Source organism: Streptomyces endocoffeicus, from assembly GCF_016741935.1.
In the GTDB taxonomy this organism is placed as follows: Bacteria; Actinomycetota; Actinomycetes; order Streptomycetales; family Streptomycetaceae; genus Streptomyces; species Streptomyces endocoffeicus.
In genome coordinates this window covers 39,468-61,433 of record NZ_JAERRG010000005.1, presented here as the reverse complement: position 1 = coordinate 61,433, position 21,966 = coordinate 39,468, and the positions used below count along the sequence as shown (strand labels likewise).

General features: G+C 69.7%; 19 protein-coding genes. 2 read left to right on the top strand and 17 right to left on the bottom strand.

From position 1 onward, the window contains the following. Positions 1–272: 272 nt before the first annotated feature. From nuoN to JK364_RS15020, 14 genes are read right to left on the bottom strand one after another with little or no spacing between them, the layout of a single operon-like run. The gene (nuoN, locus tag JK364_RS15085; protein ID WP_201851575.1) at positions 273–1,925 is read right to left on the bottom strand and encodes an NADH-quinone oxidoreductase subunit NuoN; all 1,653 of its coding nucleotides are present in this window, start codon (positions 1,923–1,925) and stop codon (positions 273–275) included. Further along, positions 1,922–3,586: an NADH-quinone oxidoreductase subunit M gene (locus JK364_RS15080; protein ID WP_201851573.1), complete on the bottom strand. Its 1,665-nt coding sequence runs from the start codon at positions 3,584–3,586 to the stop codon at positions 1,922–1,924. Before JK364_RS15080 ends, nuoN begins: the two co-directional genes overlap by 4 nt. A 3-nt stretch (positions 3,587–3,589) precedes the next feature. After that, positions 3,590–5,485: an NADH-quinone oxidoreductase subunit L gene (nuoL, locus tag JK364_RS15075; protein ID WP_201851571.1), complete on the bottom strand. Its 1,896-nt coding sequence runs from the start codon at positions 5,483–5,485 to the stop codon at positions 3,590–3,592. Between the two features lie 16 nt (positions 5,486–5,501). Further along, positions 5,502–5,801 carry an NADH-quinone oxidoreductase subunit NuoK gene (gene nuoK, locus JK364_RS15070; RefSeq protein WP_009715954.1) on the bottom strand — a complete coding sequence of 100 codons (300 nt, stop codon included), beginning with the start codon at positions 5,799–5,801 and terminating at the stop codon, positions 5,502–5,504. Next, positions 5,798–6,721, bottom strand: coding sequence for an NADH-quinone oxidoreductase subunit J (locus tag JK364_RS15065; RefSeq protein WP_201851569.1), 924 nt, complete (start codon positions 6,719–6,721; stop codon positions 5,798–5,800). Before JK364_RS15065 ends, nuoK begins: the two co-directional genes overlap by 4 nt. Then, complete coding sequence (gene nuoI, locus JK364_RS15060) at positions 6,718–7,344, bottom strand: NADH-quinone oxidoreductase subunit NuoI (protein ID WP_307841290.1); 627 nt, start codon at positions 7,342–7,344, stop codon at positions 6,718–6,720. The genes JK364_RS15065 and nuoI overlap by 4 nt, the downstream gene beginning before the upstream one ends. Further along, the gene (gene nuoH, locus JK364_RS15055; RefSeq protein ID WP_230992018.1) at positions 7,337–8,662 is read right to left on the bottom strand and encodes an NADH-quinone oxidoreductase subunit NuoH; all 1,326 of its coding nucleotides are present in this window, start codon (positions 8,660–8,662) and stop codon (positions 7,337–7,339) included. The genes nuoI and nuoH overlap by 8 nt, the downstream gene beginning before the upstream one ends. Before the next feature lie 26 nt (positions 8,663–8,688). Further along, positions 8,689–11,178, bottom strand: a complete 2,490-nt coding sequence (locus JK364_RS15050) for an NADH-quinone oxidoreductase subunit G (protein ID WP_201851563.1) — start codon at positions 11,176–11,178, stop codon at positions 8,689–8,691. Next, a complete protein-coding gene (gene nuoF, locus JK364_RS15045) occupies positions 11,175–12,557 on the bottom strand; it encodes an NADH-quinone oxidoreductase subunit NuoF (protein WP_201851561.1) in 1,383 nt (460 codons plus the stop codon). The genes JK364_RS15050 and nuoF overlap by 4 nt, the downstream gene beginning before the upstream one ends. After that, a complete protein-coding gene (nuoE, locus tag JK364_RS15040) occupies positions 12,557–13,366 on the bottom strand; it encodes an NADH-quinone oxidoreductase subunit NuoE (RefSeq protein WP_201851884.1) in 810 nt (269 codons plus the stop codon). The genes nuoF and nuoE overlap by 1 nt, the downstream gene beginning before the upstream one ends. A 17-nt stretch (positions 13,367–13,383) precedes the next feature. After that, positions 13,384–14,766 (bottom strand): NADH-quinone oxidoreductase subunit D, encoded by a 1,383-nt coding sequence (locus tag JK364_RS15035; protein ID WP_201851559.1) that lies wholly within the window; start codon positions 14,764–14,766, stop codon positions 13,384–13,386. Next, positions 14,766–15,509, bottom strand: a complete 744-nt coding sequence (locus tag JK364_RS15030) for an NADH-quinone oxidoreductase subunit C (RefSeq protein ID WP_020869379.1) — start codon at positions 15,507–15,509, stop codon at positions 14,766–14,768. Before JK364_RS15030 ends, JK364_RS15035 begins: the two co-directional genes overlap by 1 nt. Continuing rightward, positions 15,506–16,060 (bottom strand): NuoB/complex I 20 kDa subunit family protein, encoded by a 555-nt coding sequence (locus tag JK364_RS15025; RefSeq protein WP_020869380.1) that lies wholly within the window; start codon positions 16,058–16,060, stop codon positions 15,506–15,508. Before JK364_RS15025 ends, JK364_RS15030 begins: the two co-directional genes overlap by 4 nt. Before the next feature lie 41 nt (positions 16,061–16,101). Next, positions 16,102–16,461 (bottom strand): NADH-quinone oxidoreductase subunit A, encoded by a 360-nt coding sequence (locus tag JK364_RS15020; RefSeq protein WP_020869381.1) that lies wholly within the window; start codon positions 16,459–16,461, stop codon positions 16,102–16,104. A gap of 712 nt (positions 16,462–17,173) precedes the next feature. On the opposite strand from JK364_RS15020, the gene JK364_RS15015 reads away from it, so the two are divergent. Further along, the gene (locus JK364_RS15015) at positions 17,174–18,004 is read left to right on the top strand and encodes a C40 family peptidase (protein ID WP_201851557.1); all 831 of its coding nucleotides are present in this window, start codon (positions 17,174–17,176) and stop codon (positions 18,002–18,004) included. An 84-nt stretch (positions 18,005–18,088) separates the two neighbouring features. Here JK364_RS15015 and JK364_RS15010 read toward each other — a convergent pair whose 3' ends face one another. Continuing rightward, positions 18,089–18,508 (bottom strand): CBS domain-containing protein, encoded by a 420-nt coding sequence (locus JK364_RS15010; protein ID WP_020869383.1) that lies wholly within the window; start codon positions 18,506–18,508, stop codon positions 18,089–18,091. A 268-nt stretch (positions 18,509–18,776) separates the two neighbouring features. On the opposite strand from JK364_RS15010, the gene JK364_RS15005 reads away from it, so the two are divergent. Continuing rightward, complete coding sequence (locus tag JK364_RS15005; protein WP_201851555.1) at positions 18,777–19,559, top strand: VOC family protein; 783 nt, start codon at positions 18,777–18,779, stop codon at positions 19,557–19,559. A gap of 165 nt (positions 19,560–19,724) precedes the next feature. Here JK364_RS15005 and JK364_RS15000 read toward each other — a convergent pair whose 3' ends face one another. After that, positions 19,725–21,035, bottom strand: coding sequence for a geranylgeranyl reductase family protein (locus tag JK364_RS15000; protein WP_307841289.1), 1,311 nt, complete (start codon positions 21,033–21,035; stop codon positions 19,725–19,727). Positions 21,036–21,236: 201 nt separating this feature from the next. Further along, positions 21,237–21,929, bottom strand: coding sequence for a demethylmenaquinone methyltransferase (locus JK364_RS14995; RefSeq protein WP_201851553.1), 693 nt, complete (start codon positions 21,927–21,929; stop codon positions 21,237–21,239). Positions 21,930–21,966 lie beyond the last annotated feature (37 nt).

The following is a 21,966-nucleotide window of genomic DNA, read 5'->3' as shown; positions in this document are numbered from 1 at the left end:
TGCGGCGGGCTTGCCCCCGCCCCGCCCCTTCCCGAACCAGGGGGCTCCGCCCCCTGCCCCCGCCGGGGCTCCGCCCCGGACCCCGCTCCTCAATCGCCGGAGGGGCTGGATTGGTGTCCTAGCCAGGGCGGGGTCCAGGGCAGCCCCTGGTTCGGGAAGGGGCGGAGCTGGGGAATGGCTCCGGCCGGGCGCGGGCACCGTGGTGGTGTCCGGGCCCGGCCGGGGTCAGGGGGCGGAGCCCCGTGGGTTCGGGTGGGGGCTGGGTGGGATGGCTAGCGGACGAAGACTCCCGCCTGGCTCGCGAGGTCCAGGAAGTACTGCGGGGCGACGCCCAGGACCAGCGTGACCGCCACGCCGATCGCGATGGCCGACGAGGTCAGCGGGGACGGCACGGCCACGGACGGGCCGTCCGTGCGCGGCTCGCTGAAGAACATCAGCACGATCACCCGGATGTAGAAGAACGCGGCGACCGCCGAGGAGATCACACCGATCACCACCAGCGCGCCCGCCCCACCGTCGGCCGCCGCCTTGAAGACCGCGAACTTCCCGGCGAAGCCGCTGGTCAGCGGGATACCGGCGAAGGCCAGCAGGAAGACCGCGAAGACGGCGGCCACCAGGGGCGAACGGCGGCCGAGACCGGCCCACTTGGACAGGTGGGTGGCCTCGCCGCCCGCGTCCCGCACCAGGGTGACCACCGCGAAGGCGCCGAGGGTCACGAAGGAGTAGGCGGCGAGGTAGAAGAGGACGGAGGAGATGCCCTCGGGCGTGGTGGCGATGACACCGGCGAGGATGAACCCGGCGTGGGCGATCGAGGAGTACGCCAGCAGCCGCTTCACATCGGTCTGGGTGACGGCCACGATCGCGCCGCCCAGCATGGTGACGATGGCGACGCCCCACATCACCGGCCGCCAGTCCCAGCGCAGCCCCGGCAGCACGACGTACAGCAGCCGCAGCAGCGCGCCGAAGGCCGCGACCTTGGTGGCCGCCGCCATGAAGCCGGTCACCGGGGTCGGTGCGCCCTGGTAGACGTCGGGGGTCCACATGTGGAACGGCACGGCGCCGATCTTGAACAGCAGCCCCATGAGCACCATCGCCCCGCCGATCAGCAGCAGCGCGTCATTGCCCATGGTCCCGGCGAGCGCCGGGGTGACGTTCCTGACCTGGCCGTCGACGACGTCCGCGATCCCGGAGTAGGCGACGGTGCCCGCGTAGCCGTACAGCAGGGCGATGCCGAAGAGCAGGAACGCCGAGGAGAAGGCGCCCAGCAGGAAGTACTTGACCGCGGCCTCCTGCGACAGCGCGCGATGGCGCCGGGCCAGCGCGCACAGGATGTACAGCGGCAGGGAGAAGACCTCCAGCGCCACGAAGAGCGTCAGCAGATCGTTGGCGGACGGGAAGACCAGCATGCCGCCGACCGCGAAGAGGACCAGCGGAAAGACCTCGGTGGTGGTGAACCCCGCCTTGACGGCGGCCTTTTCGGCGTCCCCGCCGGGCACGGCGGCGGCCTGGGCCGCGAAGGAGTCGACGCGGTTGCCGTGCACCACCGGATCCAGCCGCCGCTCGGCGAAGGTGAACACCGCCACCAGCGCCACCAGGAGAATGGTCCCCTGTAGGAAGAGGGCCGGTCCGTCGACCGCGATCGCGCCCATGGCCGCGACACGGGCCTTGCTGGTGCCGTAGTCACCGGCGGCGAGGCCGATCACGGCGGCGAAGGCCGCGGCCAGGGCGACCACGGAGACGAACAGCTGCGCCACGTACCGCTGGCGGCGCGGGAGGAACGCCTCGATCAGGACGCCGACGATCGCGGCGCCGAGCACGATCAGCGTGGGCGACAGCTGCCCGTACTCGATATCGGGCGACGGGATCTTGTCGGGCGCCGCCGCCGCTGTTGTCCACAGGCTGTGGACAGTGGCCGCGTGGGTCACTTGGCACCTCCGGAAGGACCGTCGTGGGAAGCACCGTCGGACTTCGGGCTGTAGCTGAACCAGCCCGCGTCGGTGACGGGGTGATCGGGCTTGGGATCCTTCTTGTCCACCACGGACATGGTGTGGTCGACCGCCGGGTTGACGATGTCGGCCAGCGGCTTCGGATAGACCCCGAGGAAGATCAGCAGCGCGATGAGCGGGGCCACGACGACCAGCTCACGCACCCGCAGATCGGGCATGGACCGCACCTCGGCCTTCACCGGACCGGTCATGGTGCGTTGGTAGAGGATCAGCACGTAGAGCGCCGCCAGCACTATTCCGACGGTCGCGATCACGCCGAACGCCGGGTAGCGGCTGAACGTGCCGACCAGGACCAGGAATTCGCTGATGAACGGCGCGAGTCCGGGCAGCGAGAGGGTGGCGAGCCCGCCGATCAGGAAGGTGCCGGCGAGCACCGGGGCGACCTTCTGCACCCCGCCGTAGTCGGCGATGAGCCGCGAACCGCGCCGCGTGATCAGGAACCCGGCCACCAGCATCAGCGCGGCCGTGGAGATGCCGTGGTTGACCATGTAGAGGGTGGCGCCGCCCTGGCCCTGGGTGGTCATCGCGAAGATGCCCAGGATGATGAAGCCGAAGTGGGAGATCGAGGCGTAGGCGATCAGCCGCTTGATGTCCCGCTGGCCGATCGCCAGCAGCGCCCCGTAGATGATGCTGATGAGCGCCAGGATCATGATCGCCGGGGTGGCCCACTTGCTGGCCTCCGGGAAGAGCTGGAGGCAGAAGCGGAGCATCGCGAAGGTGCCGACCTTGTCGACCACCGCGGTGATCAGCACGGCGACCGGGGCGGTGGACTCCCCCATCGCGTTGGGCAGCCAGGTGTGCAGCGGCCACAGCGGCGCCTTCACCGCGAAGGCGAAGAAGAAGCCGAGGAAGAGCAGCCGCTCGGTGCTGGACGCCATGTCCAGATGGCCGCCCGCCCGCGCCTGGACGATCTCCTGGAGCGAGAAGGTGCCGGTGCCGAGCTGATCGGCGGTGACCGCGTACAGACCGACCACCGCGGCGAGCATGATCAGCCCGCCCGCCAGGTTGTAGAGCAGGAACTTCACCGCGGCGTACGAGCGCTGAGTGGCCGTCTCCTCCTCGGAGCGGCCCCCGGCCCGGTCCCCGAAGCCCCCGATGAGGAAGTACATCGGGATCAGCATGGCCTCGAAGAAGATGTAGAAGAGGAAGACATCGGTGGCCTCGAAGGAGATCACCACCATCGCCTCGACCATCAGGATCAGCGCGAAGAAGCCCTGAGTGGGCCGCCAGCGGCTGTTGGGGCGGGCGCCCTCCAGCGGATCGGCGTCATGCCAGCCCGCCAGGATGATGAAGGGGATGAGCACCGCGGTGAGCGCGATCAGCGCGACCGCGATCCCGTCCACGCCCAGTTCGTAGCGGACGCCGAAGTCCTTGATCCAGGCGTGGGATTCGGTGAGCTGGAAGCGGGCGCCGCCGGGGTCGAAGCGGACCAGCACGACCGCGGCGAGGGCGAGCGTGAGCAGGGAGAAGCCCAGCGCCACCCACTTGGCGGCGGCGCGCTGGGCGGCGGGCACGGCGGCGGTGACGACCGCGCCGAGCGCGGGCACCACGGCCGTGGCCGTCAGCAGGGGAAATGACATGACTCAGACCGCCCTCATCAGCAGGGTCGCGGCGATGAGCACCGCCGTACCGCCGAACATCGAGACCGCGTACGTACGGGCATAGCCGTTCTGCAGCTTTCGCAGCCGGCCGGAGAGCCCGCCGACGGAGGCCGCGGTGCCGTTGACCACCCCGTCGACCAGCTTGTGGTCGACATAGACCAGACCGCGGGTCAGGTACTGGCCTGGTTTGACGAGTGCGACATGGTTGAAGTCGTCCTGGAGCAGATCCCGCCGGGCGGCCCGGGTGAGCAGGGATCCGCGGGGGGCGGTGCGCGGCACCGGCCGACGCCCGTACTGCGCCCAGGCGAGGGCGACACCGATCAGCAGCACCACCATCGTCCCGCCGGTGACCGCCGCGGCGCTGAGCGGGGAGTCGCCGTGGCTGTGGCCGGTGACCGGCTCCAGCCACTTCAGGAACGCGTCGTTGACGCTGAACAGCCCGCCCGCGAAGACCGATCCCACGGCCAGGACGATCATGGGGATGGTCATGGACGAGGGCGACTCGTGCGGATGCGGCTCGTGGCCCTCCTCGTCCGGCACCCAGCGCTTCTCGCCGAAGAAGGTCAGCAGCATCACCCGCGTCATGTAGTACGCGGTGATGGCCGCGCCCAGCAGGGCCGCGCCGCCGAGGATCCAGCCCTCGGTGCCGCCCTTGGCGAACGCCGCCTCGATGATCTTGTCCTTGGACCAGAAGCCGGACAGCCCGGGGAAGCCGATGATCGCGAGATAGCCGAGCCCGAAGGTGATGAAGGTGACCGGCATGTACTTCCGCAGACCACCGTACTTGCGCATGTCGACCTCGTCGTTCATGGCGTGCATGACCGAACCGGCCCCGAGGAAGAGCCCCGCCTTGAAGAAGCCGTGGGTCACCAGGTGCATGATCGCGAAGACATAGCCGATCGGGCCGAGCCCGGCGGCCAGGATCATGTAGCCGATCTGGGACATGGTGGACCCGGCCAGGGCCTTCTTGATGTCGTCCTTGGCACAACCGACGATCGCACCGAACAGGAGCGTGACCGCGCCGACCGCGACCACCGCGGCCTGGGCGTCCGGCGCGGCGTTGAAGATCGCGCCGGAGCGGGTGATCAGATACACGCCCGCGGTCACCATGGTCGCCGCGTGGATCAGGGCCGAGACCGGGGTCGGGCCCTCCATCGCGTCCCCGAGCCAGGACTGCAGCGGCACCTGGGCCGACTTGCCGCAGGCCGCGAGGAGCAGCATCAGCCCGATCGCGGTGAGCTTGCCCTCGCTCGCGTGGTCCGCGTTCGTCAGCACTGGGGCGAAGGTGAAGGTGCCGAACGTCGTGAACATCAGCATGATCGCGATCGACAGGCCCACGTCGCCGACGCGGTTGACGATGAACGCCTTCTTCGCCGCCGTGGCCGCGCTGGGCTTGTGCTGCCAGAAGCCGATGAGCAGGTACGAGGCGAGGCCGACGCCCTCCCAGCCGACGTACAGCAGCAGGTAGTTGTCGGCGAGGACGAGCAGCAGCATGGCCGCGAGGAAGAGATTGAGATAGCCGAAGAAGCGGCGGCGGCGCTCGTCGTGCTCCATATAGCCGATCGAGTAGATGTGGATCAGCGTGCCCACACCGGTGATCAGCAGGACGAAGGTCATGGACAGCTGGTCGAGCTGGAAGGCGACGTCCGCGCGGAAGCCGCCCACCGGGATCCAGCTGAAGACCTTGCTGTGCAGGGCCCGGTCGTGCTCGCCGCGGCCGAGCATGTCGGCGAAGAGCACCGCGCCGATGGCGAAGGAGGCGGCGGCGAGCACGGTGCCGATGTAGTGGCCCTTGCCGTCCAGCCGCCGCCCTCCGCACAGCAGCAGGGCCGCGCCGAGCAGCGGGATCGCGACAAGCAATCCGATGAGGTTCTCCACTTGAACGCGACCCCTTCTAGAGCTTCATCAGGCTGGCGTCGTCGACCGAGGCCGAGTGGCGGGAGCGGAAGACGGTCACGATGATCGCGAGACCGACCACAACCTCCGCCGCGGCCACGACCATCGTGAAGAAGGCGATGATCTGGCCGTCGAGATTGCCGTGCAGCCGGGAGAAGGTGACGAACGCCAGGTTGCACGCGTTCAGCATCAGCTCGACGCACATGAAGAGGACGATCGCGTTCCGCCTGATGACGACGCCGGCCGCACCAATGGTGAACAACAGGGCGGCCAGGTAGAGGTAGTTGACCGGATTCACTTGGCGACTCCCCTCGGATTCGGCGCACTGCCCGCGTTCTCGCCGTCTTCGCCGTTTTCACCGTTCCCGGAGGTGCCGGGCGTCCCGGCGCCCCCGGACGGCTTGCCGGTCCCGTTCCCCTTCCGGCCCAGCCAGCGCTGCGAGCGCTGTTCCAGCGCCGCCAGCTCGGCCAGCGCCTCGCTGGAGACGTCCCGGATCTGACCGCGGCCGCGCAGCGTGGCGTTGACGGTGAGGTCGGACGGGGTGCCGTCGGGCAGCAGGCCGGGGATGTCCACCGCGTTGTGCCGCGCGTACACACCGGGAGCCGGCAGCGGCGGCACGTTCCGGCCGGTGCGCACCCGCGCCTCGGACTGCTCGCGCTGGGTGCGGGCCCGCTCGGTGCGCTCGCGGTGGGTCAGCACCATCGCGCCGACCGCCGCGGTGATCAGCAGCGCGCCGGTGATCTCGAAGGCGAAGACGTACTTGGTGAAGATCAGCGACGCCAGGCCCTCCACATTCCCGCCGGAGTTGGCCTGGCCCAGGCCGTTCCACGTCTTCAGCGAGGCATTGCCGATCCCGGCGCACAGCAGGATGCCGAAGCCGAGCCCGCAGAGGGCGGCGAGCCAGCGCTGCCCCTTCAGGGTCTCCTTGAGGGAGTCGGCGGCGGTGACACCGACCAGCATCACCACGAAGAGGAAGAGCATCATGATCGCGCCGGTGTAGACGACGATCTGGACGACGCCCAGGAAGTACGCGCCGTTGGCGAGGTAGAAGACCGCCAGGACGATCATGGTGCCCGCCAGGCACAGGGCGCTGTGCACGGCCTTGTGCATCAGGATCGTGCACAGCGCGCCGATCACGGCCACGGTGCCGAGCACCCAGAACTGGAGGGCCTCACCGGTGGAGGTGGTGGAGGCCGCCGCGGCCAGAGCGCCGCTCATGCCTGCACCCCCTGCTGCCGCTCCTGCTGCCCCTCCTGCGACTCCTCGTTCCCCGCGGCCTGGTCGGACGGGGTCTCGCCCTTGCTGACCGCGACCTGCTGGGTGGTGCCGGGCGCGGCCTCGGTCACCAGGCCCCGGTAGTAGTCCTGCTCGTCGGTGCCGGGGTAGATGGCGTGCGGGGAGTCGACCATCCCGTCCTCGAGGCCCGCGAGCAGCTCCTCCTTGGTGTAGATGAGCGATTCGCGGCTGCGGTCGGCGAGCTCGTACTCATTGGTCATGGTCAGCGCCCGGGTGGGGCACGCCTCGACGCACAGGCCGCACAGGATGCAGCGCAGATAGTTGATCTGGTAGACGCGGCCGTAGCGCTCACCGGGCGAGTAGCGCTCCTCGTCGGTGTTGTCCGCGCCCTCCACATAGATCGCGTCGGCGGGGCAGGCCCAGGCGCACAGCTCGCAGCCGATGCACTTCTCCAGCCCGTCCGGGTGCCGGTTGAGCTGGTGGCGTCCGTGGAAGCGGGGCGCGGTGGGCTTCTTCACCTCTGGGTACTGTTCGGTGAGCCGCTTCTTGAACATGGCCTTGAAGGTCACGCCGAAGCCGGCCACCGGATTCTGGAAGTCAGACACCGTCGGCCTCCTTTCCGTCACTGACAGTGTCGGGGCCACCACTGACAATCAACTCACGCTCGGTGCGCGGACGTCGGCGGGGGACGGGCGGCAAGGTCTGGCCGGGCAGCGGAGGCACCGGGAAACCTCCCGCCATCGGATCGAAGGCGGGCTCCGGTCCCTGTTCCGCTCCGGCCTCGGCCTGCGCCGAACGGTCGCGGAAGAAGTCGACCACGAAGGACAGCAGCAGCAGCGCGATCACCGCGCTGCCCACGTAGAGCACGATGTCCTGGTAGTCGTAGTTCTCGTTGCGCAGCGCCCGGACGGTGGCGACCAGCATCAGCCAGACCATCGAGATCGGGATGAGCACCTTCCAGCCCAGCTTCATGAACTGGTCGTAGCGCACCCGCGGAAGCGTGCCGCGCACCCAGATGAAGACGAACAGCGAGGTGACGACCTTGCCGACGAACCACAGCATCGGCCACCAGCCGTGGTTGGCGCCCTCCCAGAAGGTGCTGATCGGCCAGGGCGCCCGCCAGCCACCGAGGAAGAGGGTGACGGCGACCATCGAGACGGTGACCATGTTGATGTACTCGGCGAGCATGAACATCGCGAACTTGATCGAGGAGTACTCGGTGTTGAAGCCGCCGACCAGGTCGCCCTCGGACTCCGGCATGTCGAACGGCGCCCGGTTGGTCTCACCGATCATCGAGACGATGTAGATGAGGAACGACACCGGCAGCAGCACCGCGTACCAGCGGTCGTGCTGCGATTCGACGATCTGCGAGGTCGACATCGACCCGGAGTAGAGGAAGACCGCCGCGAAGGAGAGCCCCATCGCGATCTCGTAGCTGATCATCTGGGCGCAGGAGCGCAGGCCGCCCAGGAGCGGATACGTCGATCCGGAGGACCAGCCCGCCAGCACGATGCCGTAGATGCCGACCGAGGCGGTGGCGAGGATGTAGAGGACGGCGATCGGCAGATCGGTCAGCTGCATCGCGGTGCGGTGCCCGAAGACCGAGACCTCGCCGCCGGCCGGGCCGAACGGCATCACCGCGACCGCCATGAAGGCGGGGATGGCCGCGACGACCGGCGCCAGGACGTAGACCACCTTGTCCGCGCCCTTGACGACCACGTCCTCCTTGAGCATCAGCTTCACGCCGTCCGCGAGGGACTGGAGCATGCCCCAGGGGCCGTGCCGGTTGGGCCCGATGCGCAGCTGCATCCAGCCGACCACCTTGCGCTCCATGACGATGGAGATCAGCACGGTCACCATCAGGAACGCGAAGCAGAAGACGGCCTTGATCAGCACCAGCCACCACGGGTCGGTGCCGAACATCGACAGGTCCTCTGCGGCGAGAATCCTCACTGGGTCACCTCCGTCGCGGGGGCAGTGATCGTCACGACATCGCCGGGGCGGGCCCCCAGATCGCGCTGGACACCGCCGCCGACGGAGGCCAGCGGCAGCCAGACCACCCGGTCGGGCATCGCGGTGACGCTCAGCGGCAGCTGGACCGAGCCGGCCGGGCCGGTGACGCGGACGAGTTGGCCGTCCTCGACCCCCGCCTCGCCCGCCGTGGCCGCCGACAGCCGGGCCACGGCCGCGTGGCGGGTCCCGGCCAGGGCCGGATCGCCGTCCTGGAGCCGGCCCTGGTCGAGCAGCAGCCGGTGGCCGGCGAGGACCGCCTCGCCCTCGGCCGGCCGGGGCAGCGGACCGCCCGTCTCCAGCGAGGCGGTGGCGCGCGGGCCCTGCCAGGTGCCCAGCCGGGTCATCTCGGCGCGTACGGCCTCGACGTCCGGCAGGTCCAGGGGGGCGTCCAGCGCGTCGGCCAGCATATGCAGCACCCGGGCGTCCGGGAGGGTGTGGCGGCGGGTCATCTGGTCGGGCTTGAGCGCGGCCTCGAACGGCCGGGCCCGGCCTTCCCAGTTGAGGAAGGTGCCGGACTTCTCGACGACCGCCGCGACCGGCAGCACCACATCGGCCCGCTCGGTGACCTCCGAGGGCCGCTGCTCCAGGCTGACCACGAAGTCCACCGCGTCCAGGGCCTCCAGGGCCCGCGCGGGATCGGGCAGGTCGGCGACCTCGACGCCCGCGACCAGCAGCGCGCCGAGCCCGCCGACGGCCGCGGCCTCGATGATCTGGCCGGTGTCCCGGCCCACCTGGTGCGGCAGGTCGACGGTGCCCCAGACGGAGGAGACCTCCTCGCGGGCCCGCGGGTCATGGGCCGGGCGGCCGCCGGGCAGCAGCCCGGGGAGCGCACCCGCCTCGATCGCGCCCCGCTCCCCCGCCCGGCGCGGAATCCAGGCGAGCGTGGCCCCGGTGGCGGCGGCGGCCCGTACGGCGGCGGTGAGCCCGCCGGCCACGGACGCCAGCCGCTCGCCGACGATGATCACCGCGCCCTCTTCGCGCAGCGCCTCGGCGGCCCGCTCCCCGCCCTCGTCCAGACCGGTGCGGCCCGCGATGGCGTCCAGCCACTCGGTCTCGGTGCCGGGGGCGGCCGGCAGCAGGGTGCCGCCCGCCTTCTCAAGACCCCGGGTGGCGTGGGTGGCCAGCGAGAAGGTGCGCTGTCCGTGCTTGCGGTGCGCCTTGCGCAGCCGCAGGAAGACGCCGGGCGACTCCTCCTCCGACTCGAAGCCCACCAGCAGCACCGCCGGGGCCTTCTCCAGCGCGGTGTAGGTGAGTCCGCCACCGTCCAGGTCACGCCCCCGGCCCGCGATGTGGGTGGCCAGGAAGTCGGCCTCCTCATCGCTGTGGAGACGGGCCCGGAAGTCGATGTCGTTGGTGTCCAGGGCGAGCCGCGCGAACTTCGCGTAGGCGTAGGCCTCCTCGACGGTCAGCCGGCCGCCGGTGAGCACGCCGGTGCGGCCGCGCGCCATGCTGAGCCCCTCGGCCGCCGCGTCGAGCGCCTCGGGCCAGCTCGCCGGCTGCAGCTCCCCCGTCTCGCGGTCGCGCACCAGCGGGGTGCTGAGCCGCTCCGGCAGCTGGGCGTAGCGGAAGCCGAAGCGGCCCTTGTCGCAGATCCACTCCTCGTTCACCTCGGGGTCGTCCGCCGCCAGCCGCCGCATGACCTTGCCGCGCCGGTGGTCGGTGCGGGTGGCGCAGCCGCCCGCGCAGTGCTCGCACACACTCGGCGAGGAGACGAGGTCGAAGGGGCGGGAGCGGAAGCGGTACGCCGCCGAGGTCAGTGCGCCCACCGGGCAGATCTGGATGGTGTTGCCGGAGAAGTACGACTCGAACGGGTCGCCCTCGCCGGTGCCCACCTGCTGCAGCGCGCCCCGCTCCAGCAGCTCGATCATCGGGTCGCCCGCGATCTGGTTGGAGAAGCGGGTGCAGCGCGCGCACAGCACACAGCGCTCGCGGTCCAGCAGCACCTGGGCCGAGATCGGGACCGGCTTGGCGAACGTCCGCTTCTGACCCTCGAACCGGCTGTCGGCCTGTCCGGCGCTCATCGCCTGGTTCTGCAGCGGGCATTCACCGCCCTTGTCGCAGACCGGGCAGTCCAGCGGGTGGTTGATCAGCAGCAGCTCCATCACCCCGCGCTGGGCCTTCTCGGCCACCGGCGAGGTGAGCTGCGTCTTGACCACCATCCCGTCGGTGCAGGTGATGGTGCAGGAGGCCATCGGCTTGCGCTGGCCCTCCACCTCGACGATGCACTGGCGGCAGGCGCCGGCCGGGTCGAGGAGCGGATGGTCGCAGAACCGCGGGATCTCGATGCCGAGCAGTTCGGCGGCGCGGATGACCAGCGTCCCCTTGGGGACGGAGATCTCGATCCCATCGATCGTGACGGAGACCAGATCTTCTCGCGGCACCGCCGCCTCCCCGCCCGACGAGGGTGCGTTGGTGGTCACGGTCATGCGTTCACCCCCAGGTGAGTGGAGCGCGGCTCGTCGGCCCACACAGTGGACTTGGCCGGGTCGAACGGACAGCCCCCGCCGGTGATGTGCTGCTCGTACTCCTCGCGGAAGTACTTCAGCGAGGAGAAGATGGGGCTGGCCGCGCCGTCGCCGAGGGCGCAGAAGGACTTGCCGTTGATGTTGTCGGCGATGTCGGCCAGCTTGTCCAGGTCCTCCATGCGCCCCTTACCGGCCTCGAGGTCGCGCAGCAGCTGAACCAGCCAGTAGGTGCCCTCGCGGCAGGGTGTGCACTTGCCGCAGGACTCATGCGCGTAGAACTCGGTCCAGCGGGTCACGGCCCGCACCACGCAGGTGGTCTCGTCGAAGCACTGGAGCGCCTTGGTGCCCAGCATCGACCCGGCCGCGCCCACGCCCTCGTAGTCCAGCGGGACGTCGAGGTGCTCCTCGGTGAGCAGCGGGGTGGACGAGCCGCCCGGGGTCCAGAACTTCAGCCGGTGGCCGGGGCGCATCCCGCCGCTCATGTCGAGCAGCTGGCGCAGGGTGATCCCGAGCGGGCCCTCGTACTGCCCGGGGTTGGCCACATGGCCGGACAGCGAGTAGAGCGTGAAGCCCGGGGACTTCTCGCTGCCCATCGAACGGAACCATTCCTTGCCCTTGTTGAGGATCGCGGGAACCGAGGCGATGGATTCGACGTTATTGACAACAGTGGGGCACGCGTACAGACCGGCGACCGCGGGGAAGGGAGGCCGCAGCCGGGGCTGGCCACGGCGGCCCTCCAGCGAATCCAGCAGCGCGGTCTCCTCACCACAGATGTACGCGCCGGCGCCGGCGTGCACGGTGATGTCGAGACCGGGCAGTCCATCCACCCCGAGCTTCCGCCGCCGCTGTTCCGCGGTGCCGAGGTAGCCCTCCTCGTACGCCTCGCGCACGGCCTCGTGCAGCCGCCGCAGCACGGGAACGACCTCGCCGCGCAGATAGATGAAGGCGTGCTCGGAGCGGATGGCATGACAGGCGATGATCATGCCCTCGATGAGGGAGTGCGGATTGGCGTAGAGAAGGGGGATGTCCTTGCAGGTGCCCGGCTCCGACTCGTCGGCGTTGACGACGAGATAGTGCGGCTTGCCGTCGCCCTGCGGAATGAACTGCCACTTCATCCCGGTGGGGAAGCCGGCGCCGCCGCGGCCGCGCAGACCCGCGTCCTTCACCAGCGCGATCACCGCGTCGGGGTCCATCGCGAGGGCCTTGCGCATCCCCTCGTAGCCCTCGTGCCGCAGATAGGTGCGCAGGGACCAGGAGTTCGGCTGGTCCCAGAACGCGGACAGCACGGGTGCCAGCAGCTTCTCGGGGCTGTGCCCATTGATCTCGGTTGTCACGGTCATCACTCCCCCTCCTCGGCGACCGGACCGGCCGGGTGGTGCGGATCGGAGGCGGAGGTCCGCTGCGGCGCGTCATGCGAGCTGGGATGCGTCGGCGGCGCCTCGTCCTGCGGGGCGTCCGCGGACCTCGGCGAGACGACCCGGCCGGGGGCGACCTCCCCCTTGGCCAGCCGCAGCCCGACCAGCGACGCGGGCCCCGCGGAGCCACCGGCCTCGACGGCGCCCGGACGGGCGTCCGGGAAGCCGGCCAGGATGCGGGCGGTCTCCTTGTAGGTGCACAGCGGCGCGCCCCGGGTCGGCTCGACGGTCCGGCCCGCCCGCAACTCGTCGACCAGCGCCTTGGCCGATTCGACGGTCTGGTTGTCGAAGAACTCCCAGTTGACCATCACCACGGGTGCGTAGTCGCAGGCCGCGTTGCACTCGATGTGCTCCAGGGTGACCTTGCCGTCCTCGGTGGTCTCCCCGTTGCCCACCCCCAGATGGCTCTGCAGCTCCTCGAAGATCGCGTCGCCGCCCATCACCGCGCACAGGGTGTTGGTGCACACCCCCACCTGGTAGTCGCCGGAGGGCTTGCGCCGGTACATCGTGTAGAAGGTCGCGACCGCGGTGACCTCGGCGGTGGTCAGGCCCAGCAGCTCGGCGCAGAACCGCATGCCGGTGCGGGTGACATGGCCCTCCTCGGACTGCACCAGGTGCAGCAGCGGCAGCAGCGCGCTGCGGCTGTCCGGGTAGCGGGCGATCACCTCCCGGGCGTCCTCCTCGAGCCGGGTGCGCACCTCGGCCGGGTAGTCGGGGGCCGGCAGCTCCGGCATCCCCAGCTGGACATCAGTCACCGGTCCACTCCTCCCATCACGGGGTCGATGGACGCGACAGCGACGATCACATCGGCGACCTGGCCGCCCTCGCACATCGCCGCCACGGCCTGCAGATTGGTGAAGGACGGGTCGCGGAAGTGGACGCGATACGGGCGGGTGCCGCCATCGCTGACCACATGGGCGCCCAGTTCGCCCTTGGGCGACTCGATCGCCGCGTACGCCTGTCCGGGCGGAACCCGGAATCCCTCGGTCACCAGCTTGAAGTGGTGGATCAGGGCCTCCATGGAGGTGCCCATGATGTTCTTGATGTGGTCCAGGGAGTTGCCGAGGCCGTCCGGGCCGAGCGCGAGCTGCGCGGGCCAGGCGATCTTCTTGTCCGCGACCATCACCGGTCCCGGCTCCAGCCGCTCCAGGCACTGCTCGACGATCCGCAGCGACTGGCGCATCTCCTCCAGCCGGATCAGGAACCGGCCGTAGGCGTCGCAGGTCTCGGCGGTCGGCACCTCGAAGTCATAGGTGTCATAGCCGCAGTACGGATCGGTCTTGCGCAGATCGTGCGGCAGCCCGGTGGACCGCAGTATCGGGCCGGTGATGCCGAGCGCCATGCAGCCGGCGAGGTCGAGGTAGCCGACGTCCTGGAGCCGGGCCTTGAAGATCGGGTTCCCGGTGGCGAGCTTGTCGTACTCGGGCAGGTTCTTCCGCATCGTCTTCAGAAGGGCCCGGATCTGGTCGACCGCCCCCGGCGGCAGGTCCTGAGCGAGCCCGCCGGGCCGGATGTACGCGTGGTTCATCCGCAGACCGGTGATCAGCTCGAAGACGTCCAGGATCAGCTCGCGGTCCCGGAAGCCGTAGATCATGATCGTGGTCGCCCCGAGCTCCATACCGCCGGTGGCGATGGCCACCAGATGCGAGGAGAGCCGGTTGAGCTCCATCAGCAGCACCCGGATCACCGAGGCGCGGTCCGGGATCTGGTCCTCGATGCCGAGCAGCTTCTCGACGCCCAGGCAGTACGCCGCCTCGTTGTAGAAGGGCGTCAGATAGTCCATGCGCGTCACGAAGGTGGTGCCCTGCGTCCAGTTCCGGAATTCGAGGTTCTTCTCGATTCCGGTGTGCAGATAACCGATTCCGCAGCGGGCCTCGGTGACCGTCTCACCGTCGATCTCCAGGATCAGCCGGAGCACTCCGTGGGTGGAGGGGTGCTGCGGACCCATGTTGACGATGATCCGCTCGTCGTCGGCCTTCGCCGCGGCGGCCACGACCTCGTCCCAGTCGCCGCCGGTGACGGTGTAGACGGTGCCTTCGGTCGTCTCGCGCGCGGAGGCGGAAGATGGCTGCGGCCCGGAGGGCCCCGTTGAGGGGTGGTGGCCGGGTGACGGGTGGGCGTGGGGGGCAGTCATCAGCTGTACGACCTCCGCTGGTCCGGAGCCGGGATCTGGGCGCCCTTGTACTCGACGGGGATGCCGCCGAGCGGGTAGTCCTTGCGTTGCGGGAAGCCCTGCCAGTCGTCGGGCATCATGATCCGCGTCAGCGCGGGATGACCGTCGAAGATCAGGCCGAAGAAGTCGTAGGTCTCGCGCTCATGCCAGTCGTTGGTCGGATAGACATCGACGATCGACGGGATGTGCGGGTCGTCATCCGGAGCGCTCACCTCCAGCCGGAGCACCCGGCCATGGGTGATCGACCGCAGGTGGTAGACGGCGTGCAGCTCACGGCCCTTGTCGCCGGGGAAGTGCACTCCGCTGACGCCGGTGCAGAGCTCGAAGCGGAGCGCCGGGTCGTCGCGCAGGGTCCGGGCGACCCTCGGGAGGTGCTCCCGGGCGATGTGGAAGGTCAGCTCACCGCGGTCCACGACGGTCTTCTCGATCGCGTTCTCCGGGAGCAGCGACTGCTCCTCGAGCGCGCCCTCGAGCTCGTCGGCGACCTCGTCGAACCAGCCCCCGTACGGCCGGGTGGCCTCGCCGGGCAGCCTTACGGGGCGCACCAGCCCGCCGTAGCCGGTGGTGTCGCCGCCGTTGTTGGCGCCGAACATCCCGCGCTGGACGCGGATGGGCTCGCCCTGGTCGCCGCGGCGGCCGGGGAGGTTCTCAGCGTTGAGGTCCTTGTCCGGGTTGACCCCGTTGGACCCATTGGCCTCGGTCAACGCAGAAGCCCCTTCATCTCGATCATCGGCAGCGCCTTCAGCGCCGCTTCCTCCGCCTCACGGGCCGCACGCTCGCGATTGACGCCGAGCTTCTCCTCGCGGATCTTCTCGTGCAGCTTGAGGATCGAGTCCATGAGCATCTCGGGCCGCGGCGGACAGCCGGGCAGATAGATGTCGACCGGGACGATGTGATCGACGCCCTGCACGATCGCGTAGTTGTTGAACATCCCTCCGGAGGAGGCGCAGACGCCCATGGAGATGACCCACTTCGGGTTCGGCATCTGGTCGTAGACCTGACGCAGCACCGGGGCCATCTTCTGGCTGACGCGCCCGGCGACGATCATCAGATCGGCCTGGCGGGGCGAGCCGCGGAAGACCTCCATGCCGAACCGCGCGAGGTCGTAGCGCCCCGCGCCGGTGGTCATCATTTCGATGGCGCAACAGGCCAGGCCGAAGGTGGCCGGGAAGACGGAGGACTTGCGGGCCAGCCCGGCGGCCTGTTCCACGGTGGTGAGCAGGAACCCACTCGGGAGCTTCTCTTCGATACCCATGCGATGTTTCCCCTATCTCCTCTAGAGCCCCTTTGGTCCCACTAGTCCCACTCCAGGCCGCCGCGCCGCCAGACGTAGGCATAGGCGACGAAGACCGTGAGCACGAAGAGGAGCATCTCCACGAGCCCGAACAGGCCGAGGGCGTCGAAGGTGACGGCCCAGGGGTAGAGGAAGACGATCTCGATGTCGAAGACGATGAAGAGCATCGCCGTCAGGTAGTACTTGATGGGGAAGCGCCCACCGCCGGCCGGATGCGGAGTCGGCTCGATGCCGCACTCATAGGCCTCGAGCTTGGCCCGGTTGTAGCGCTTGGGACCGATGATCGCGGCCATGAAGACCGAGAAGATCGCAAAACCTGCCCCGAGGGCTCCCAGTACGAGGATGGGCGCGTATGCGTTCACCGTCCTCGCTCCCTTCAGTCGACGATGACTGCTTGGCGGACCGCACGGACATGCCGCCGCCCCACGAAGATCGCGCACATGTGAGGCAGTTCACAAGCCCGTTTCGCCTGCATCCTATGCCCGTCGGTCTGTGATCTGCGACACGGGGTACGACAACGTCTTTGTGATCTCCACCACCTGACGAAGGATCATGAAGTCGGATGAGCGGTGATCTTGTACATGAAGCTTCCGAACGACCACGAGAAGTGACATTCGGAGACGTCATCACAGGTGAGCGCGTTGCGCCCCTACCAAGACATGGTACATACATGCAAATTTGCCCTGGACGACGTCAGCTGATACGCGCCTTCCATCCTCATGAGTGACCTTCGTCCCGGGGCGATCGATCACGGGTCCGCGCACGTTCGCGATCAACGCTCCGCGCACGCGTTCACGAGCGGGTCGGAGCGAGTGAGGTATCCCACGCCCAGATGGGTTGTGGATCTAGATTTCATGGGAATCCTTTGTTCGCGGGCCACATCGGTGGTAGGTCCCGCGCTGCCCCGGTTTGGCCGCCAAATGCCGTGCGTAGACACATGATCGCGAAATGCGGGCAAGCCGGTTGAGTGGGCCATGGAGATCATTTGGCCCGATTTTTGGTCGCGTGCATGCCAAATGTGGCGCACCCCACTTTTGTTGATCTGGGCCTTAGGGCCCTGGTAGCCAGTGACCTATGTCCCCAGTCGCACACATACCCAGCCACCGGAAGCCCCGCCGTGCCGCGTCGACGCGTGCGCTCCGCGCAGGGGTGACCGGTGGCTTCCTCACCCTCGCGGTGGCCGGTGCCGCCGTGCCCGCCTCCGCCACGGAGAGCAACGCCGCTCCCGCCGAGTCCACTCTGGAGATGCCGACCGTCAGCGCCACGCTGGCGAGCACGGCCGCCCAGACCGCGGACGCCACCCAGCAGGCGGCGTCCGACTACGAGCTCCAGGCCCAGAAGGACCAGGCGGCCGCCCACGCCAAGATCGCCGCCAAGAAGGCCAAGGCGGAGGCCGACCGCAAGGAGAAGGAAGCCCGGGAGGCGGCCCGTAAGGCGGCCGCCAAGCGCGCGGCCGAGGCCAAGGCCCAGGCAGCGAAGGCGTCGCGGTCCGCCGAGCGCACCACGCTCTCCACCAGCACCAGTGCCAGCACCAGCGTCAGCAACGCCTCCGGCAATGCCGCGACCCTGATCAGCTTCCTCAAGGCGCAGCTGGGCAAGGCGTACGTGCTCGGCTCCAGCGGTCCGTCCTCCTACGACTGCTCCGGGCTGACCCAGGCCGCCTTCAAGCAGATCGGCGTGAGCCTGCCGCGGGTCTCGCAGGACCAGTCCACCACCGGCACCCCGGTTTCGCTGGACTCCCTGCAGCCGGGCGACCTGCTCTACTGGGGCAGCGCCGGTAGCGCGTACCACGTCGGTGTCTACGTCGGCGGCGGCAAGTTCATCGGCGCCCAGAACCCGAGCACCGGGATCGTCGAGCGCTCGCTGGACTACGACATGCCCACCGGGGCCGTGCGCGTCCTGTAAGACACCCGTAGGACACCCGCTGGTCATTTGGACCCTGGGGCCGCCGTTCCCGCCGTGGACGGCGGCCTCACGTCCTTTCCCTCCCTACTGCGCGTAGACCTTCTCCAGGAACTCGCCGAGAAGGTCGTCGCTGAGGTGATGGGCCAGATCCGCCTCGGAGATCATTCCGACCAGCCGCTTGTTCTGGTCGATCACCGGAAGCCTGCGGATCTTGTGCTCCTCCATCTCCCGCAGCACGTCCCTGACATCGGCGTCCGCGGGAATCCAGCGGGGGGTGCCCTTGGTGAGCGCCCCGACGGGCGTCCCCGAGGGGTCGGCGCTCTCCGCGATGCATCCGACGACGATGTCGCGGTCGGTCACGATGCCGCACAGCCGCTCGTTGGCGTCGCTGACCGGCAGGGCCCCCACGCCCAGCTCCCGCATCAGCTGGGCGGCACGCAGCACCGTCTCGTTCTCCGGTACCCACTGCGCGCCCGGGTGCATGATGTCCGCTGCCTTCGTCATGGTGTACCTCCTGCCAGGCCCACCGGCGGTGGATCCGGCCCCGTGGGCCCCATCGGTCCGGCGTCGCCGCGGCTGGCGCACACGGCGCCCCCTGCCTTCATTGTCACCACCGCCGCACCGCGACGTCATGTCGAGCCCGGCGGCGGCTGTCGGTGCCCGGTGCCAGACTGAGTAACGAGGCAGTACCGGACAGAACGAGGCAATCTCCGGCAGCACACTCCCGCGAACTCTCCAGCGCCTTCGCGCCCGACCGTCGAAGGAGCGCCCCATGCTCACCACCGATTACGTCCCCGGCGCCCCCAACTGGCTCGATCTGGGCGCCCCCGACACCGAAGCGGCCGTGGCCTTCTACGGCTCCCTGCTGGGCTGGCGCTTCGAGTCGGCAGGCCCCGAAGCGGGCGGGTACGGCTTCTTCACCCTGGACCGGAAGACCGTCGCGGCCGTCGGGCCGCTCACCGAGGAGGGCGCGCGCTCCGCCTGGACGCCGTACTTCCACACCGCCGACGCCGAGGCGACCGCCAAGACCGTCGAGCAGGCGGGCGGCACGGTGCGGCTCGCTCCGTTCGACGTCTTCGAAGAAGGGCGGATGGCCCAGTTCACCGACCCCGGCGGCGCCCGCTTCGCCGTCTGGCAGCCCGGCAGGACGGCGGGACTGGACGCGGTCACCGACCCCGGCACCCTGTGCTGGACCGAGCTGCACTCCCCCGATCCCGCCAAGGACCTCGCCTTCTACCGCAAGATCTTCGGCTGGGACACCGAGGAGATGTCCTTCCCCGGCGGGGCGTACACGGTGCTGATGACGTCCGGCGCCGGCCGGGAGGGCTCCTTCGGCGGCGTCGCCCAGCTCCAGGAGGGGCATTCGACACCGCCGCAGTGGCTGCCGTACTTCGAGGTGACGGACTGCGACGCGGTGGTGGCCAGGGGGCAGGACCTGGGCGGTTCGGTGCTGATGCCGGCCATGTCGGCCGAGGGGATCGGCCGGATGGCCTGGCTGACGGATGCGGGCCGGGCGCCGTTCGGCGTCATAGCGAGCGGCGGCCCCGGAGCGTAAGCGCTCCGCTGGGGGTGCCCAATACGTCCTGCCGCGATGGGTTGTCGGTTGGGTGCGGCGGCGTCGTGGCTGGTCGCGCCCCGCGGCGGAGCCGCAAATTGATACAGCCCCGCGCCCCTTCGGGGCGCCCGCCGCCCTTCGGTCGGGCCGAGGCCCTTACCGCCGTCAGGCGCGTGGGGTGACCTTGGTCAGGCCGTTGATGATGCGGTCCATGGCGTCGCCGCCCGTCGGATCGGTCAGATTCGCCAGCAGCTTGAGCGTGAACCGCATCAGCATCGGATGGGTCAGCCCGCGCTGCGCCGCCAGCTTCATGACCTTCGGGTTGCCGATCAGCTTCACGAACGCCCGGCCCAGCGTGTAGTAGCCGCCGTAGGTGTCCTTGAGGACCTTCGGGTAGCGCTGGAGGGCCAGTTCGCGCTGGGAGGCGGTGGCGCGGGCATGGGCCTGGACGATCACGTCCGCGGCGATCTGCCCGGATTCCATCGCATAGGCGATGCCCTCCCCGTTGAACGGGTTGACCATGCCGCCCGCGTCCCCGACGAGCAGCAGCCCGCGGGTGTAGTGCGGCTGGCGGTTGAAGGCCATGGGGAGCGCGGCGCCGCGGATCGGGCCGGTCATGTTCTCCGGGGTGTAGCCCCAGTCCTCCGGCATCGAGGCGCACCACGCCTTGAGGACCTCGCGCCAGTCGAGCTCCTTGAAGGAGGACGAGGTGTTGAGGACGCCCAGGCCCACATTGCTCGTGCCGTCGCCCATGCCGAAGATCCAGCCGTAGCCGGGCAGCAGCCGGTCCTCGGCGCCGCGCCGGTCCCACAACTCCAGCCAGGACTCCAGGTAGTCGTCGTCATGGCGGGGCGAGGTGAAGTACGTCCGCACGGCCACGCCCATCGGACGGTCCTCGCGGCGGTGCAGCCCCATGGCGAGCGAGAGCCGGGTGGAGTTGCCGTCGGCGGCGACCACCAGGGGCGCGTGGAAGGTGACGGGCGTCTTCTCCTCGCCCAGCTTGGCCTCGACCCCGGTGATCCGGCCGGTGCGCCCGTCGATGATCGGGGCGCCCACGGTGCAGCGCTCGTACAGCCGGGCCCCGGCCTTCTGCGCCTGCCGCGCCAGCTGCTCGTCGAAGTCGTCGCGCTTACGGACCAGGCCGTAGTCGGGGTACGCGGCCAGTTCCGGCCAGTCGAGCTGGAGCCGCACCCCGCCGGCGATGATCCGCAGGCCCCGGTTGCGCAGCCAGCCCGCCTCCTCGGAGATGTCGATGCCCATGGACACGAGCTGCTTGGTGGCGCGCGGAGTCAGGCCGTCACCGCACACCTTCTCGCGCGGAAAGGCCGTCTTCTCCAGCAGCAGCACATCCAGCCCCGCCTTGGCGAGGTAGTACGCGGTGGTGGAGCCGGCCGGTCCGGCGCCGACGACGATCACATCGGCGCCGCGCTCCGAGATCCCGGAGGACGCGCTCTCGATGGGTGCGGTCTCGCTCACGCGGGGTCTCCCCAAGCCTCGGTAACGGTGTGCCGGTCGCGCCGGGCACTGGACAGCTGCAGTCTATGGGGGGCCGCACTCCGGCATTCGCGAAGGGCCGTCCCCCCGCTGCCGTCCCCCGTGGACCGGCCCGGGACCGCCCATGGCCGCCTTACGGCTCGTACGGCCGCCATACGGCTTGTGTCCCGGTTACCGGCCGTCTTACGGCTTGTACGCCCGGTGGAGGGCCACCACGCCGCCGGTGAGGTTGCGCCAGGCCGGGCGCTCCCAGCCCGCCGACCGCAGCCGGGCGGCGAGACCGGGCTGGTCCGGCCAGGCGCGGATGGACTCGGCGAGGTAGACATACGCGTCCGGGTTGCTGCTGACCGATGTCGCGATCGGCGGCAGGGCGCGCATCAGGTACTCGGTGTAGACCGTGCGGAACGGCTGCCATGTGGGGTGGCTGAACTCGCAGATGACGACCCGTCCGCCGGACCGGGTCACCCGCAGCATCTCGCCCAGCGCCCCCCGCGTGTCCTGGACGTTCCGCAGCCCGAAGGAGATGGTGACGGCGTCGAAGACCCCGTCCGCGAAGGGCAGCCGGGTCGCGTCGCCCGCCGTCAGCGGCAGCCCGGGATGGCGCTTCTTGCCCTCGCGCAGCATCCCGAGCGAGAAGTCGCACGGCACCACATACGCGCCCGCCTCCCGGAACGGCAGCGACGAGGTCCCCGTACCGGCTGCGAGGTCCAGCACCCGCTCACCGGGGCGCGCGGCCACGGCCCGGGCGACGGCCTTGCGCCACAGCCGGGCCTGCCCGAGCGACAGCACATCGTTGGTGAGGTCGTATTTGGCCGCCACGTCGTCGAACATGGCGGCGACTTCGTGCGGCTGCTTGTCCAGGGATGCTCGGCTCACGCCCCCATTGTTCACCTCGCGGGCCCCGCGCTCCCGC

Excerpts from the sequence above, each read along its gene's own strand:
- nuoF (WP_201851561.1), bottom strand. The coding sequence starts at position 12,557 with ATGACCGTGACAACCGAGATCAATGGGCACAGCCCCGAGAAGCTGCTG.
- JK364_RS15035 (WP_201851559.1), bottom strand. The coding sequence starts at position 14,766 with ATGACTGCCCCCCACGCCCACCCGTCACCCGGCCACCACCCCTCAACG.
- JK364_RS15050 (WP_201851563.1), bottom strand. The coding sequence starts at position 11,178 with ATGACCGTGACCACCAACGCACCCTCGTCGGGCGGGGAGGCGGCGGTG.
- JK364_RS15025 (WP_020869380.1), bottom strand. The coding sequence starts at position 16,060 with ATGGGTATCGAAGAGAAGCTCCCGAGTGGGTTCCTGCTCACCACCGTG.
- JK364_RS15065 (WP_201851569.1), bottom strand. The coding sequence starts at position 6,721 with ATGAGCGGCGCTCTGGCCGCGGCGGCCTCCACCACCTCCACCGGTGAG.
- JK364_RS15005 (WP_201851555.1), top strand. The coding sequence starts at position 18,777 with ATGCTCACCACCGATTACGTCCCCGGCGCCCCCAACTGGCTCGATCTG.
- nuoE (WP_201851884.1), bottom strand. The coding sequence starts at position 13,366 with ATGCCGGAGCTGCCGGCCCCCGACTACCCGGCCGAGGTGCGCACCCGG.
- nuoH (WP_230992018.1), bottom strand. The coding sequence starts at position 8,662 with ATGTTCGGCACCGACCCGTGGTGGCTGGTGCTGATCAAGGCCGTCTTC.
- JK364_RS15015 (WP_201851557.1), top strand. The coding sequence starts at position 17,174 with ATGTCCCCAGTCGCACACATACCCAGCCACCGGAAGCCCCGCCGTGCC.
- JK364_RS15010 (WP_020869383.1), bottom strand. The coding sequence starts at position 18,508 with ATGACGAAGGCAGCGGACATCATGCACCCGGGCGCGCAGTGGGTACCG.
- JK364_RS15080 (WP_201851573.1), bottom strand. The coding sequence starts at position 3,586 with ATGTCATTTCCCCTGCTGACGGCCACGGCCGTGGTGCCCGCGCTCGGC.